The sequence below is a fragment of the Comamonas testosteroni genome (assembly GCF_000761245.1).
Taxonomy (GTDB): Bacteria; Pseudomonadota; Gammaproteobacteria; order Burkholderiales; family Burkholderiaceae_C; genus Comamonas; species Comamonas testosteroni_C.
Genome location: NZ_AWOR01000001.1, coordinates 362,433 through 376,658 on the forward strand (window position 1 = coordinate 362,433; position 14,226 = coordinate 376,658).

General features: G+C 64.1%; 12 protein-coding genes. 5 read left to right on the forward strand and 7 right to left on the reverse strand.

The genetic code is table 11. From position 1 onward, the window contains the following. Window positions 1-4: 4 nt before the first annotated feature. The 3 genes from P353_RS01630 to hemA form a co-directional block, all read right to left on the reverse strand. On the reverse strand, window positions 5-1,981 hold the full coding sequence (locus P353_RS01630) for a PEP/pyruvate-binding domain-containing protein (RefSeq protein ID WP_034364510.1): 1,977 nt from the start codon (window positions 1,979-1,981) through the stop codon (window positions 5-7). 109 nt (window positions 1,982-2,090) lie between these two features. Then, complete coding sequence (gene prfA / locus P353_RS01635; protein ID WP_003058512.1) at window positions 2,091-3,170, reverse strand: peptide chain release factor 1; 1,080 nt, start codon at window positions 3,168-3,170, stop codon at window positions 2,091-2,093. Window positions 3,171-3,303: 133 nt separating this feature from the next. Further along, a complete protein-coding gene (gene hemA, locus P353_RS01640; RefSeq protein ID WP_034364512.1) occupies window positions 3,304-4,608 on the reverse strand; it encodes a glutamyl-tRNA reductase in 1,305 nt (434 codons plus the stop codon). Between the two features lie 72 nt (window positions 4,609-4,680). Between hemA and P353_RS01645 the strand changes: the two genes are divergently transcribed. Then, the gene (locus P353_RS01645) at window positions 4,681-4,956 is read left to right on the forward strand and encodes a hypothetical protein (protein WP_034364514.1); all 276 of its coding nucleotides are present in this window, start codon (window positions 4,681-4,683) and stop codon (window positions 4,954-4,956) included. A gap of 89 nt (window positions 4,957-5,045) precedes the next feature. On the opposite strand, the gene P353_RS01650 is transcribed toward P353_RS01645, so the two are convergent. Continuing rightward, window positions 5,046-5,951 (reverse strand): LysR substrate-binding domain-containing protein, encoded by a 906-nt coding sequence (locus tag P353_RS01650; protein ID WP_034364517.1) that lies wholly within the window; start codon window positions 5,949-5,951, stop codon window positions 5,046-5,048. A gap of 165 nt (window positions 5,952-6,116) precedes the next feature. On the opposite strand from P353_RS01650, the gene P353_RS01655 reads away from it, so the two are divergent. The 4 genes from P353_RS01655 to P353_RS01670 all read left to right on the forward strand — a co-directional run bounded on the left by P353_RS01655 (window position 6,117) and on the right by P353_RS01670 (window position 10,996). Next, on the forward strand, window positions 6,117-7,106 hold the full coding sequence (locus P353_RS01655; RefSeq protein ID WP_034364519.1) for a tripartite tricarboxylate transporter substrate binding protein BugE: 990 nt from the start codon (window positions 6,117-6,119) through the stop codon (window positions 7,104-7,106). Between the two features lie 11 nt (window positions 7,107-7,117). Further along, window positions 7,118-8,011, forward strand: coding sequence for an N-formylglutamate amidohydrolase (locus P353_RS01660; protein WP_034365411.1), 894 nt, complete (start codon window positions 7,118-7,120; stop codon window positions 8,009-8,011). 189 nt (window positions 8,012-8,200) lie between these two features. Continuing rightward, entirely contained in the window at window positions 8,201-9,829 is a 1,629-nt protein-coding gene (locus P353_RS01665) for an SEL1-like repeat protein (RefSeq protein ID WP_034364521.1), read from the forward strand. A gap of 183 nt (window positions 9,830-10,012) precedes the next feature. Then, window positions 10,013-10,996 carry a Bug family tripartite tricarboxylate transporter substrate binding protein gene (locus P353_RS01670; RefSeq protein ID WP_232776190.1) on the forward strand — a complete coding sequence of 328 codons (984 nt, stop codon included), beginning with the start codon at window positions 10,013-10,015 and terminating at the stop codon, window positions 10,994-10,996. Between the two features lie 274 nt (window positions 10,997-11,270). On the opposite strand, the gene ugpQ is transcribed toward P353_RS01670, so the two are convergent. From ugpQ to ugpE, 3 genes are all read right to left on the reverse strand, one after another. Next, window positions 11,271-12,047 (reverse strand): glycerophosphodiester phosphodiesterase, encoded by a 777-nt coding sequence (gene ugpQ, locus P353_RS01675; RefSeq protein ID WP_034364525.1) that lies wholly within the window; start codon window positions 12,045-12,047, stop codon window positions 11,271-11,273. Window positions 12,048-12,306: 259 nt separating this feature from the next. Beyond that, complete coding sequence (locus P353_RS01680; protein WP_034364527.1) at window positions 12,307-13,314, reverse strand: sn-glycerol-3-phosphate import ATP-binding protein UgpC; 1,008 nt, start codon at window positions 13,312-13,314, stop codon at window positions 12,307-12,309. A 60-nt stretch (window positions 13,315-13,374) separates the two neighbouring features. Continuing rightward, window positions 13,375-14,226, reverse strand: coding sequence for a sn-glycerol-3-phosphate ABC transporter permease UgpE (ugpE, locus tag P353_RS01685; protein ID WP_034364528.1), 852 nt, complete (start codon window positions 14,224-14,226; stop codon window positions 13,375-13,377).

Below are 14,226 nucleotides of genomic sequence, written 5' to 3' on the forward strand. Positions count from 1 at the left end.
ATTCCTAACGTCCGGGCGCCGAGATGAAGGGGCGCGACTGCAGGATGATGAGCTGATCGCCCTGCACGGCCCACTCGATGTCCTGGTCCTTGCCGCCAAAGCGCTGCTTGATGCCGGCTCCTGCGCGGGCCAGTCGCTGCACCAGTGCGTCGCTGAGCACGGCGCGGCCGGCCGTTACCGCCACTTCACGCACGCCGCCCCTGGCGTCCAGCTGCAGCGCCACATCGTCCTGGGAGCGGTTGAGCACCTGCACGGCCTTGCTGCGGCTGGAGTAGAGGATTTGCTCTGCAACCCGCCGGCCCTCGACCACGCGGATGCCTATGCCGCGCTTGGCGGCGATATAGCTCATGTAGCGGTGCGAGGCATCGAAGGGGTCGCGGGTGATCATCACACCCGATGCGGAGGAGTCCACGGCTTTTTGCACAAACACCGACATCATCACCTGCGCGTCGTCGAAGCCCGCTGCCTGTCTGGCTTCCCAGGCCTCGAAGTTGTAGACAGAGGCCCAGACCTTGCGCACTGCGGTGGCCAGATCCGTGGCGCTGCGTACATTGGGCACGGTGGTGTAGAGGCCTGCTCCGCTGAAGTTGGGCAGGTCCTCGGAGCTGGAAGAGCTGCGTACGAACACGCCCTGGCTGCCCAGCTGGCCGGACCAGCGCTGGGCCCAGGCATCGGCCATGGCCGGGCTGACGGGCCATTGCTCGATTTCGGCCTGCAGCGCGGACAGGGCTTGCCTTCGCATGCCTGCATCCGTCGCAAAGCCGGGCTGCTGGCGCATGCGGGCAATGCGCTCGGCCAGGCCGTTGGAGCGCATGAAGTCGGCATAGGCGGCAAACGGAATGCAAAAGCCATCGGGCACGCTGACGTCCGTCAGGAGGGCGGACTGGATCTCGCCCAGATTGGCGGCCTTGGCGCCGCAGCGGCGGCGATCGGCGCTGCGCAGGGCGGCCAGGGGCACCAGCTCGCTGCGACGCAGATCGGGCTGCAGCAAGACCTTGCGGCCCTTGGCGGGCTGGCGCAGGGCCTGCTGCTCCGCGCTCTGCTGCTCGGCGGCCGTGGCGGCGCGCAGCGCAAAGCCGGCAGGCTGTACATCGATATGTACCCAGCGGCCGTTGAAGGCAGCGTATTGCTCGGCCGCCTTTTGCACATAGGCATTGGGTACGCCCCAGCCGCGCGCCAGCAAATTGACATGAGACAGCACGGTTGACGGCCTTTCCGTCACCACGCCGGCCACGGGCGGCAGGCTGATGGGCACTTCGCGCAGCAGCACGATGTCACTGGGCTGAAGATCATTCACGGCTTCGGCCTGGTTCAGGATGCGCAGCCGGCCCACGGCCTGACCCTGGTTCAGCGGCAGGTAGGTCTGGGCACCCAGCAACTGGGCCTGGGTGACTGCTGCAACACCGGCCTGCTGGGCCACGGCTTCTTGCTGAGTGGCGTTGGCCTTGAAGCGCACAGGGGCGAAGAAGCCGGTGCTCAGCGCAGTCGCCGTGGTCTGCAGCAGCTCGGGCGTGAGCTGGTCGCCCTCCCAGAACTCGTAGCTGTAGTCCTTGAGCGCGGGCTGCCAGCTCAGCGTGCCGAGAATGAAGCGGCGGCCCGGTTCGCGGTAATTGCGGTTGAGCGCAGGCTTGCCGCCCTGCAGCAGGCCCTTGGCACGCAGAAAATCTTCGTGAAACGCGTAGCGCGGCGTGTTGATGAAATGCAGCGGTGCACTCTTGCTGTGGCGGTCGATCACAAACAGCACATGGGGCATGGCGCTGGCTGGGTCGAAGATACGGGCCACGCGATCGAAATCGGCGCGGCTGGTCAGCGCCGGAAGGCTGGCAGGAGCGTTACGGTTGCCGCTGGCGTCGACCGGGCTTCCCGCACCCGAGTCATAGGCCGATGGCTTGCGCAAGGCCTGAGCCTGGGCGGCGGTGGATGCGAACAACAGGCCCGATAGCAGAGCAGAAACCAGAACCGGCAAAAAGCGCTGTGTCATCTTGAAATTGTCCCCATTTCTGGCGAGTCGTTCGAATGGGCCGGGTTCGGGCCGGGTGCGAGCCGGCTGCAGCCTGGCTGTCCCGTGCCGCAGGGCAATGCCTGTGGCCTCAGGATGCGGCCAGCTCTGCCAGCAGCTCGGCCTCGCGTGCATGTTGCAGGGCCTGGATCACATCGCCCAGATCGCCTTCCATCACGGCCAGCAGCTTGTACAGCGTGAGGTTGATGCGGTGGTCGGTGAGGCGGCCCTGGGGGAAGTTGTAGGTGCGGATGCGGTCGCTGCGGTCGCCCGAGCCGATCAGGCCCTTGCGCATGGCCGCTTCCTTGGCGGCCCGCTCGCTGCGTTCCTTTTCCTGGATGCGGGCCTGCAGCACCTGCAGGGCCTTGGCCTTGTTGCTGTGCTGGCTGCGGCCGTCCTGGCATTCGGCCACGATGCCCGTGGGCAGGTGGACCACGCGCACGGCGGAGTCGGTCTTGTTGATATGCTGGCCGCCGGCACCGCTGGCGCGAAAGGTGTCGATGCGCAGATCGGCGGGATTGAGCGTGATGGCCTCGGCCTCGTCGGGCTCCGGCATCACGGCCACGGTGCAGGCGCTGGTGTGGATGCGTCCCTGGGTTTCTGTGGCGGGCACACGCTGCACGCGGTGGCCGCCCGACTCGAAGCGCAGCGCGCCGTACACGTTGTCGCCCTCGATGCGCAGCACGACTTCCTTGTAGCCGCCGATTTCGTTTTCGCTGGCGCTCATCACTTCCACCTTCCAGCCAACGTTGGCGGCGTAGCGGGTGTACATGCGGGTCAGGTCGCCGGCAAACAGGGCCGACTCGTCGCCACCCGTGCCGGCGCGGATTTCGACAAAGGCGGGGCGGGCATCGTCGGGGTCCTTGGGCAGCAGCAGGCGCTGGAGCTCGTCCTCGAGCTTGATCAGCTCGGCCTCGCCGCTGCCGATCTCTTCCTGCGCCATTTCGGCCATGTCGGGGTCGTCCAGCATTTCACGCGCCGCGGCGATGTCGGCTTCGGTCTGCAGGTAGCGGGTGTAGCGGCTGGCAATGGCCGTCACATCGGCGTGTTCGCGCGAGATGGTGCGGTACTGCTTCATGTCGCCCATGATGTCTTCGCGCGAGAGCAGAAAGTCCAGCTCCTGCAGGCGTTGGGCATAGCGTTCGAGCTGGTTGCGCAAAAAGTCTTGCATAGGGGGTACCTAGGGCTTGGCAAAGGTGAGGGTGCTCACCTTTGTGGAGTCAGTTGGGGAGTCAGGAAAGAGGGGGGCCACGGACGGGCCTTGCGCTGCACGAGGGCGGTAACGCCAAAGCGGGCGAGCGCCGCTAAAGCTTGCTGGGGTTGCGGCTGGCGCGCAGGAACAGACGGGAGACGGTGTCCGCTGTCTGGGCGCGCTCTTCGGCGTCGCCCTTGTGCAGCTCGGCCATGGTGCCGTGCAGCATTTTCTGTGTGAGGCCGCGCGAGAGCGCTTCCAGCACGGTGTCAATGTCCTCGCCCTTGGCCAGCAGCTTTTTGGCACGGGCAATTTCCAGCGCACGCCATTCGTCGGCCTGGGCGTTGACCTGCTGGATCAGCGAGACCGCGCCGCCCACGGGGTTGCGCTGGTCCATCCATTGCATAAAGCTCTGCACGCCGGTGTCGATGATGACTTCGGCCTGCTGCACGGCGGCCTGGCGCTGGGCCTGACCGGTGCGCACGACGGTTGCCAGATCGTCCACGGTATAGAGATAGACGTCGTTGAGGTTCTTGACCTCGGATTCGATATCGCGCGGCACGGCCAGGTCCACCATGAAGATGGGGCGGCGCTTGCGCTTCTTGAGAGCGGACTCCACGGCACCCAGGCCGATGATGGGCAGGGTGGATGCCGTGCAGCTGATGATGGCGTCGTACTCGTGCAGATGCTCGGGCAGGTCGGCCAGGCGCATGGTGCCGGCGCCGAACTGGGCCGCCAGCTTTTCGCCACGCTCCATGGTGCGGTTGGCGATGGTGATCTGCCTGGGGTTGCGGGCGGCAAAGTGGGTGGAGACCAGCTCGATCATCTCGCCTGCTCCCACGAAGAGCACGCGGATCTTGCTGAGGTCTTCGAACAGCTGGCCGGCCAGACGCACGGCAGCGGCAGCCATGGAGATGCTGTGCGCGCCGATCTCGGTGGAGCTGCGCACTTCCTTGGCCACGGCAAAGCTGCGCTGGAACAGCTGGTTGAGCGTGGTGCCCAGGGCGCCTGCGGTCTCGGCCGCGCGCACGGCGTTCTTCATCTGGCCGAGGATCTGCGCCTCGCCCAGCACCATGGAGTCCAGCCCCGAGGCTACGCGGAAGGCGTGACGGGCGACCGAGCCGTCCTGCAGCAGATACGAGTGCTGGCGCAGCAGCTCAGGCGCCACGCCGCCGCTGTTGGCCAGCCAGTGCATGGTGTGATCCATGGCCGGGGCGTCGGCAGCGCAGTAGATTTCGGTGCGGTTGCAGGTGGAGAGGATGGCGGTTTCCACGGCGCTGTGAGCCCGGCCCGCATGGGACAGGGATGCGCGCAGGCCTTGCAGCGTCGGCGCGATCTGATCGAGCGCGAACGCAAAACGGCCCCGCATATCGAGCGGCGCCGTGTGGTGATTGATACCTAAAGCCCAGACTGCCATAACAGGGGATTATAAAATTTAGAACCGGATTGGGTACCCCCCGGTCTCAAAGCCTTGGAATCGATTGTTGCCATGGATTTTGTTGCGAGCGTTAATCATTTACTCAACTTCGTCGCCCCGGCTTTTTTTCTCGCGCTGGGCCTGGCGGTCTGCGCTCGATTGTTCAAGCAAAACAAGGCTGGAGCCCAATCATTCATTGTGCAGGTAGCTATCAATTTCATATTGGGTGTGGCGGTATTGCTGGCCAGTCTCTGGCTGTTTTCACGCGATGGCAAGATGCTCGGCTATGCCGCACTGGTCTGCACAAGTGCCTGCTGCCAGTGGGTGCTTTCAAGAGCCTGGCGCTGATTGGCGCACCGGCTGGAAAGCAGTTTTGCGTGAAATCTTGATCTGACTCAAGAGTGCCTGTTGTATTCGCGCCAGTGTCCGGCCGGGCCTCAGTCGCTGACGGCCCTGGGCTCGGCCTGCTCCAGTATCCAGCGGCGAAACTGCCTTAAGGACTCCGTGGGGGGGCGGCTGCCTTGCTGGCACAGAAAGTAGCCGCGCTCGATATGCACCGGAGCATCCAGCGCCAGAGCCACGCGTCCCGATGCCAGATCCTCTTCCACCAGGCAGCGCTGCACCATGGCTGTGCCCATGCCCGCCGCCACGGCCTGCACCAGCAAGGCCACGGTTTCAAAGTCTGCAACCGGGGCAGGGCAGGGCTGGCGCAGGCCCCGGGCCTGCATCCAGCTGGCCCAGTTGCCAGGGTAGTTGGTGTGGAACAGCAGTGGGCGGCTCAGCAAATCCTGCTCGCTGCGGATGGGGTTCGGCCCCTGCAGCTCGCGCGGGTGGCAGATGGGTATCAGGTCGCGGCCGATCACATATTCGGCCTCCACGCCCGCCGGCCAGTGCTGGCTGCCGACGCGAATCCAGGCATCGATCTCCGGCGCATTGAGCGGATCGTCGCGCCGGTAGGGCGCGAAGGAGAGCATGATTTGCGGATGACGGCGGTTGAAGTCGGGCAGGCGCGGAATCAGCCAGTGGCTGAACAGCGTGGGAATGACCGACAGACGCAGCTGGGGCCCATGGCGGCGCCTGCGTGCGGCGGCCGATGCGGCTTCGATCGCCATCACGGCAGGCTCTATCGCCTGCAGATAGTCCTGTCCTGCGGCGGTGAGCGTGTTGCGTCTGCCCAGGCGCTCGAACAGGGCAAAGCCCAGATGCTCCTCAAGCCTGGCAATGGCCCGGCTGATGCCGCCCTGCGTCACATACAGCTCCTGGGCGGCGAGCGAGTAACTGCCCAGGCGGGCTGCCGCGGCAAAGGCGTGAAGTTCGGACAGGGACGGAGAGTGCATGCGCATGACGGCTTGAATTATGACGGTTGGTAATACTTGCGTGCCGTCTTGTCGCTTTTCGTGCCGCGGCCTGCGGCTCAGAATGAAACAAAGAACAAAGGTCGGAGCGTTCGGTGAAGCGCTCTGGGCCGACCCATAACCAGTCTTTCACGAGATCCAAGGAGAAGCCGCATGGCTATTCGTCGTACCGTTCTGTCGTCCATTGCCGCCTGCGCCGCAGCCGCCGCGCTGTCCCCCGCGTTCGCTGCCAATGCAGCAGCGGACTACCCCAATCGCCCCATCCGCCTGATCGTGCCCTTTGGCGCGGGCGGCTCCACCGACATGGTGGCGCGTCTGCTGGCCGACAAGATGGGCCAGATACTGGGCAAGGCCGTGGTGGTGGACAACCGGGGCGGAGCCGGCGGCTCCATCGGCGCTTCGGAAATCGCCAAGGCCGCTGCCGACGGCTACACCATCGGCATGGCCACGGTGTCCACCCATGGCTCCAATCCGGCCATCTTCCGCAAGCTGCCCTATGACGCGATCAAGGACTTTGCTCCCATCACCAATGTGATGAGTGTGCCCAGCGTCTTCGTGGTGAACGCCAGCGTGCCTGCCAAGACCATGAAGGAATTCATCGCGCTGGCCAAGGCCAACCCCGACAAGTACACCTTTGCCTCGCCGGGCACGGGCTCGCTGGGTCACGCCAATATCGAGAACTTCATGAACCTGGCTGGTATCCAGCTGCTGCACATTCCCTACAAGGGTGCAGGCCAGGCCATTACCGATGCGCTGGGCGGACAGGTCAATGCCATGACGGACAACCTGCCCTCGACCCTGCCGCATATAAAGGCTGGCCAGCTGCGTCCCCTGGCCGTGCTGGCCCTCAAGCGCAGCGATGTGCTGCCCGATGTGCCTACCTATACCGAGCTGGGCTACCCCCAGATGGGCGACGGCGGCTGGTTCGGCCTGGTGGCGCCTGCCGGCACGCCCAAGCCCATCATCGACAAGCTCAATGCGGCGGCCCACAAGGTCATGGCTTCGCCCGACTATCTGGAAAAGCAGAAGTCCATCTCCGGCGAGTCCATGGGCAACACGCCCGAGCAGTTTGCCAAGCAGATCAAGACTGCGATCGAGCGCTACACGGCCGTGGCCAAGCGCGCCAATATCAAGCTGGACTGATGAAGACCGCAATGTCTGTGCCTGATTTTCTGCAAGCCAGACCGGCCGAGCCGGTGCTGGTGCACCCGGCCCGGGGCGAGGTTCTGCCCATAGTCTGCGACTCGCCGCACAGCGGCACGGCCTATCCGGAGGATTTCGGCGCTGTCGTGCCCATGAGTCTGCTGCGCCGTGGCGAGGACACGCATGTGGCCGCGCTCTGGGACCGCTGGCCCGAGTTCGGTGCCACGCTGCTGGAAGCGACTTTCCCGCGCACCTATGTCGACCCGAACCGCAACGAGTCCGACCTGGACCCCGCGCAGATCGAGGGCGAGTGGCCGGTGGCGCTGTCGCCCAGCATCAAGACCCAGCAGGGGCTGGGCCTGATCTGGCAGCGCATCAGCAAGGCCGGCGTGGCCACGCCTCTGTATGAGCGCAAGCGCACCGTTGCCGAGGTGCAGCACCGTATCGAGGGCTACTGGCGCCCCTATCACGCGGCGCTGGCGCAGGCCATCGACGACAGCGTGGCGCGCTTCGGGGCTGTGTGGCATCTGAATCTGCACTCCATGCCCAACGATGTGTACCAGCGACTGGGACGCAGCGATGCGCCGCCGCTGGCCGACTTCGTGCTGGGCGACCGCGACGGAACGACCTGCGCGCCCGAGTTCATCCATCTGGTGGGCGATACGCTCAAGGGCTTCGGCTACAGCGTGGCCTATAACGAGCCCTATAAAGGTGTGGAGTTGATCGGGCGCATTGGCCAGCCGCAACTCAATCGCCACTCGATGCAGATAGAGATCCGTCGCCCCGTCTATATGGACGAGGACACGCGAGAGCCGAATGCGGGCTTCGAGCCGCTGCGCACGCATTTTGCCGAGCTCATGCAGGTGCTGGCGGGCTATGTGCGCCAGCAGATGATCAGAGGCTGAAACCTGTCCATCGCTCCAAGCCCGGCTTTGCCGGGCTTTTTCATGTCACGGCCAAATGTCAAAAAACTGTGGCGAGGATGCCGCGATTGAGGGATTCCTTATCGAAGCTGCTATCAGAATCAGTTACGCTCGCAGGTTGGTGTCATCGTATGTCTGATGTAACAACAAGCGTCTAGGAATCGTACCGGAATGAAGTTCACTCCCATCGCAGCGCTGGTCATGTCGAGTCTGGCGGCCTTTGCCCAGAGCGCATCCGCGCAAACCGGTGCGGAAGGTCGCATGAATTTTTTGCGCGATTCCAGAGCCGCCACATCGGGCCCCCAGTTTGAATTCAGCCGTCTGCAATACGGCCCGCTGCCGATTGCAGGCGCGCGTGTGGCTTCCACGGCCGGTCCGCTGCAGGCTGCCGAGCGCGGCGATGCCAAGGCGCAGAACCAGCTGGGCGAGATGTATGTGCACGGCCAGGGCGTGCCCCAGAATGCCGCCACCGCCGCACAATGGTTCCGCAAGGCCGCGGCCCAGGGACATGCGGGCGCCCAGAACAGTCTGGGTGCGCTGTACGCCAACGGCCAGGGCCTGCCGCAGAACTACCGCGAGGCCGCCCAGTGGTACGGCCGAGCGGCGCAGCAGAACAATGCCGTGGCGCAGTACAACCTGTCCCACCTCTATCAGGAAGGTCTGGGCGTTCCCCAGAGCTTCAGCACCGCTGCCCAGTGGCTGGAGAAATCCGCTGCGCAAGGCCATGTGACGGCCCAGTTCGAGCTGGGCCAGCGCTACCTCAAGGGCAATGGCGTGGCCGTCAATTACATGACGGCTGCAGACTGGTTCAAGAAAGCCGCCGATCAAGGCCATGCGGAAGCGCAGAACCAGCTGGGCTCCATGCTGTCCGACGGAGTGGGCGTGAAGCTGGACCCGGTGCAGGCCGCCCAGTGGCTGCAGCGCGCTGCCGAGCAGGGCGACGCCAGGGCCCAGAACAGCCTGGGCCGGATGTATATGGATGGCGTGGGTGTCCCGCGCGACTACAAGCTGGCGGCTTCCTGGTTCCAAAAGAGTGCCGAGCAGTGGAATGCCGACGGTCAGAACCATCTGGGCCGTCTGTATCTCTACGGTCTGGGTGTGGAGCAAAGTCCTGCCTATGCGGCGCAATGGTTCCAGCGCGCGGCCGACCAAAATCATGCCGATGCCCAGTACAACCTGGGCACCATCTATGCCGAAGGTCTGGGCACGCCCCAGAACTACGCCACGGCACTGCAGTGGTATCAGAAGGCGGCCGAGCAAGGCCATGCAGCTGCCATCAACAACGTGGGTACGCTGTACGCCGAAGGCCGTGGCGTTGCGCAGAACTATGCGACGGCCATGCAGTGGTTCCGCCGCGCGGCCGACAAGGGCGATGCCTCGGCCCAGTTCAATCTGGCGCGTCTGTATGCCGACGGTCAGGGCAGTGCCGCCAGCCCCGCTCAGGCGATGAAGTGGTATGCCGCGGCAGCCGAGCAAGGCCACTCCGGTGCACAGAACCGCCTGGGCGTGATGTACGCCGAAGGCCAGGGCGCTGCGCGCGATTACGGCAAGGCCGTGCAGTGGTATCAGCGCGCGGCCGAGCAGGGCGATGCCGCAGCCCAGTACAACCTGGGCATGGTCTATGCACAGGGCCAGGGCGTGCCGCGTGACAATGCCAGGGCCTACTTCTGGTACAACCTGGCGGCCATGGAGCTGGGTGGCGACGCCGCCAAGCGCCGCGATGAAGCGGCCAACAAGCTCAGCATTGCCCAGGTGGCCGAGCAGCAGAACAAGGCGCTGGCCTGGCAACCCAAGCGCTGATTGCCGCTTTGCACTCAGGCACCCAAGCGCTTCCCTCGAGAAGCGCTTTTTTCTGCCGGCCGGCTCCCGCCATGGTTCAAATCATGGCTCGAATGCAGCGATCCAGCGCAGGTTGGCGACCAGATCAGACTGCCCGGACAGCGCTTTGTGCGGCCGATGATTTCTAAAACCAAGGAGACAACAATGAAGAAGACTTCAATGAACATACTGGCCGGCCTGATGGCTGGCGCAGGCCTGCTTTTGTCCGCGGGCGCACAGGCTCAGGACGCCTTTCCCTCCAAGCCGATTCGCATCGTGCTGGGCTTTCCCGCCGGCGGCCCGCTGGACCAGCATGCCCGTTTGCTGACCGACAAGCTGCAAGGCGTGCTCGGTCAGCCGCTGGTGGTGGATTACAAGCCCGGAGCGGGCGGCTCCGTGGGGGCGCAGGACGTGATGCGCTCGCCCGCCGACGGCTACACGCTGATGCTGGCCAATACCGGCGTGATGGTCATCAACTCTGCGCTCTACAGCAAGCTGCCCTACAACACGCTCAAGGACTTCACGCCGATTGCCCGCACCGCCATGCAGCCGCTGGCGCTGCTGGTCAACAACAAGGTGCCGGCCAAGACGCTGACCGAGTTCATGACCTATGCCAAGGCCAATCCCGGCAAGATCAACTTCGGCTCGGCCGGCAACGGCGGCATCAGCCATCTGGTGCCCGAGATGTTCAAGAGCGCCGCAGGCGTGGATCTGGTGCACATCCCCTACAAGGGCAGCGCGCCTGCGTTCACTGATCTGATCGGCGGTCAGGTGCAGTTCATGGCCGAGAGCATTCCTCAGGCTGCGGCCTATCACAAGCAGGGCAAGGTGCGCGCCCTGGCCGTGACCAGCAAGGAACGCAACCCCGCACTGCCTGAGGTGCCGACCGCCATAGAGTCCGGCCTCAAGGGCTTCGAGGTGGTGGGCTTCTATGGCTTTCTCGCCCCTGCCGGCCTGCCCAAGGACGTGACCGCCAAGCTCAGCAACGCCTTCCAGCAGGTCATGAACCTGCCCGATGTGAAGAGCCGCATGGTGGAGCAGGGCGCCGATCCGGCCTTCCTGGGCTCCGAGGCCTTCGGCAAGTTCCTGGCCAGCGAGACTCCGCGCTGGGCGGCAGCCGTCAAGGCCTCCGGCACGAAACTGGATTAACCCCCTGAGGCGCTGCGCGCCTTCCCCCTTTCTCTACGCGCTTTGCGCTAGGTAAGGGGGACGACAGCCTCGGTGCGGGGCGGCCCTTCCTCGCTGTCCCTTTGCTGGGGCACGCCAGTTTTTGATGCCTTTGAGCGCAAAAAAGCCCGGTCACTTTGGGTGGCCGGGCTTTTGTTTTGCTATGGATATCGAAGCTGCTTGCGCTTGATTTGAAAGGAATTCAGCATTGATTGATGCTGAAGTTATTAGTGGACCTGCGTAAGCAGCTACTGTTTTACAGCTGCTCGCCTGTCTGCGCGGGGCTGAAAAGGTCCACGCGGTCGGTGATGATGCCGTCCGTGCCCAGGTCTATCAGGCGCTGTGCCGCCCATTGGTCGTTGACGGTGTAGCTGCTGCAGTAGAGGCCTGCGCCATGCACCTTGGTCACCAGCTCGGTCGTCCACAGCGCATGGTTGAGCACCATGGCGCTGCAGTCCAGCTCCAGAGCCAGCTTCAGGTCGGCGTCGCCGCTGGCGTCGGCCAGCTTGTCCACCAGCAGGCCGCGGGGAATATGCGGTGCGGTCTCGCGGGCGCCCTTGAGCGATTCGGACTTGAACGAGGTGAACAGCGGCTGCACCTGGGCTTGCGGCCAGATGCGCTGCATCAGCTCGCCGCAGGCGCGGCCGGTTTCCAGCTCCTGGCCTGGAGTCGGCTTGATTTCCACATTCAGGTGCAGATGGTTGGCCAGGCACCAGCGCGCCAGGGCTTCCAGCGTGGGCAGGGCTTCGCCCGCATAGGCGCGCGAGTGCCAGCTGCCGGCGTCGAGCTGGGCGATCTCGCCCATGCTCAGTGCGCCGCCAATGCCGCTGCCGTTGGTGGTGCGCTCCAGTGTGGCGTCATGCATCAGAAACAGCACGCCGTCCTGGCTGAGCTTGGCATCGCATTCAAAGAAGCGGTAGCCGTGTTGCGCGCCCAGACGGAAGGCGCTCATGGTGTTCTCCGGTGCCAGCTTGCCGGCGCCGCGGTGGGCCACCCAACGAGGGTAGGGCCAGGGTTTCAAAGCAGTAGTCATAGTGGATTTGCGCCCATGTAGACGTGAAAAAAGCGCCATCAGCGTGGGCTTGGGCGCTTGGAGAAGTTTATGGCAGAAGGAATTCTGCGGTCGTGAGCGTATGCATGCGATGAGATTGAGTCGGTCATTGGCGTCCGTGAACTCGTTCTTGAAGGCTGCGCATTCACGGTGCAAGGGCACCGAGACAGAGCCGCCGCCCCCCTCGGGCGCCAGGCGCCCAGCAGGGGAAGCGGCGAAGCCGCTCAGGGGGGGTTGCGATTTATACGCGTTTGCCGGTTTCGGCGTTGAACCAGTGCAGGCGGTCTTCGCGCGCCGAGATGCGGGCCGTGTCACCGGGCTTGGGATAGGGCTTGCCTTCTTCCACGCGCACGGTGACATCTTCATCGCCCACCTTGCCGTAGAGCAGGCGTTCGGCGCCCAGCAGTTCCACGGTCTGGACCTTGAACTCCACACCGCCGGCTTCCACCAGGTCGATATGCTCGGGGCGGATGCCAAGGATCAGGCCGGGCTTGCCGTTGGGCGAGTGCTTGAGCAGGTTCATGGGAGGGGAGCCGATGAAGCCCGCCACAAAGGTGGAGGCGGGTGTGTGATAGACCTCTTCGGGCGTGCCGAACTGCTCCACATTGCCGCCGTTCATCACCACCATGCGCTGGGCCAGGGTCATGGCCTCGACCTGGTCATGGGTCACGAACAGGCTGGTGATGCCCAGCTCGGCGTGCAGCTTCTGGATTTCCAGGCGGGTCTGGCCGCGCAGCTTGGCGTCCAGATTGGACAGGGGTTCGTCGAACAGGAAGACCTGGGGCTGGCGCACGATGGCGCGGCCCATGGCCACGCGCTGGCGCTGGCCGCCAGAGAGCTGGCGCGGCTTGCGTTCCAGCAGATGGCTCAGCTCCAGAATCTTGGCAGCCTTGTCCACGCGGCGCTTGATCTCGTCCTCGGGCACCTTGGCGAGCTTCAGGCCGTAGGCCATGTTCTCGTAGTTGCTCATGTGGGGGTAGAGCGCGTAGTTCTGGAACACCATGGCGATATTGCGCTTGGCGGGCTCCAGGTCGTTGACCTTGTTGCTGCCGATCAGCAGGTCGCCATCGGTGATTTCTTCCAGGCCTGCGATCATGCGCAGCAGGGTGGACTTGCCGCAGCCCGAGGGGCCGACCAGCACGATGAATTCGCCGTCCTTGATTTCGACGTTGATTCCGTGAATGACGGGCACGGCAGACTTGCCGGTGCCGTAACGCTTGATGATGTTCTTCAGAGAGATGGATGCCATGACAGGTCTTCCAAGTATTCGTTCAATGGGGCAAAAGGCGGGATGGGTCGTGGTCGAGGCTTATTTCTCGGTATCCACCAGACCCTTCACAAACCACTTTTGCATCAGCATCACCACGGCCGTAGGCGGCAGCATGGCCAGGATGGCAGTGGCCATCACAATGTTCCAGTCGACGCTGGCGTCGCCGCCGCCGCCCAGCATGCTCTTGATACCGACGACCACGGGGTACATGTCTTCCGAGGTGGTCATGAGAAGAGGCCACAGGTACTGGTTCCAGCCATAGATGAACTGGATCACGAACAGTGCGGCAATCGAGGTCTTGGACAAGGGCACCAGAATGTCCTTGAAAAAGCGCATGGGGCCGGCGCCGTCGATGCGGGCTGCTTCGACCAGCTCGTCCGGCACGCTCAGGAAGAACTGGCGGAACAGGAAGGTGGCGGTGGCTGAGGCGATCAGCGGCAGGGACAGGCCGGCGTAGCTGTTGAGCAGGCCCAGTTCTGCCACAACCTTGTAGGTGGGCAGAATGCGCACTTCTACGGGCAGCATCAGCGTCACGAAGATGGCCCAAAAGCACAGCATCTTGAAGGGGAAGCGGAAGTAGACGATGGCAAAGGCCGACAGCAGCGAAATCGCGATCTTGCCCACGGTGATGATCATGGCCACGACAAAGCTCACCCACATCATCTGCACGACGTTGGTGTTGGAGCCCAGTTTGCCCGAGCCCACCAGGGCTTCCTTGTAGTTTTCCCACAGGTGGGTGCCGGGCAGCAGAGGCATGGGTGCCTGCACGATCTCGCTGGCTGTGTGGGTGGAGGCCACCAGTGCCAGATACAGCGGGAAGGCGACGATGGCCACGCCGAGAATCAGTACGGCGTGGGAGAAGAAATTAAGCCAGGGATTGCGATCGACCAT

Excerpts from the sequence above, each read along its gene's own strand:
- P353_RS01655 (WP_034364519.1), top strand. The coding sequence starts at position 6,117 with ATGGCTATTCGTCGTACCGTTCTGTCGTCCATTGCCGCCTGCGCCGCA.
- hemA (WP_034364512.1), bottom strand. The coding sequence starts at position 4,608 with ATGGCAGTCTGGGCTTTAGGTATCAATCACCACACGGCGCCGCTCGAT.
- P353_RS01630 (WP_034364510.1), bottom strand. The coding sequence starts at position 1,981 with ATGACACAGCGCTTTTTGCCGGTTCTGGTTTCTGCTCTGCTATCGGGC.
- P353_RS01670 (WP_232776190.1), top strand. The coding sequence starts at position 10,013 with ATGAAGAAGACTTCAATGAACATACTGGCCGGCCTGATGGCTGGCGCA.
- ugpE (WP_034364528.1), bottom strand. The coding sequence starts at position 14,226 with ATGGTCGATCGCAATCCCTGGCTTAATTTCTTCTCCCACGCCGTACTG.
- P353_RS01665 (WP_034364521.1), top strand. The coding sequence starts at position 8,201 with ATGAAGTTCACTCCCATCGCAGCGCTGGTCATGTCGAGTCTGGCGGCC.
- prfA (WP_003058512.1), bottom strand. The coding sequence starts at position 3,170 with ATGCAAGACTTTTTGCGCAACCAGCTCGAACGCTATGCCCAACGCCTG.
- P353_RS01645 (WP_034364514.1), top strand. The coding sequence starts at position 4,681 with ATGGATTTTGTTGCGAGCGTTAATCATTTACTCAACTTCGTCGCCCCG.
- P353_RS01650 (WP_034364517.1), bottom strand. The coding sequence starts at position 5,951 with ATGCGCATGCACTCTCCGTCCCTGTCCGAACTTCACGCCTTTGCCGCG.
- P353_RS01680 (WP_034364527.1), bottom strand. The coding sequence starts at position 13,314 with ATGGCATCCATCTCTCTGAAGAACATCATCAAGCGTTACGGCACCGGC.
- P353_RS01660 (WP_034365411.1), top strand. The coding sequence starts at position 7,118 with ATGTCTGTGCCTGATTTTCTGCAAGCCAGACCGGCCGAGCCGGTGCTG.
- ugpQ (WP_034364525.1), bottom strand. The coding sequence starts at position 12,047 with ATGACTACTGCTTTGAAACCCTGGCCCTACCCTCGTTGGGTGGCCCAC.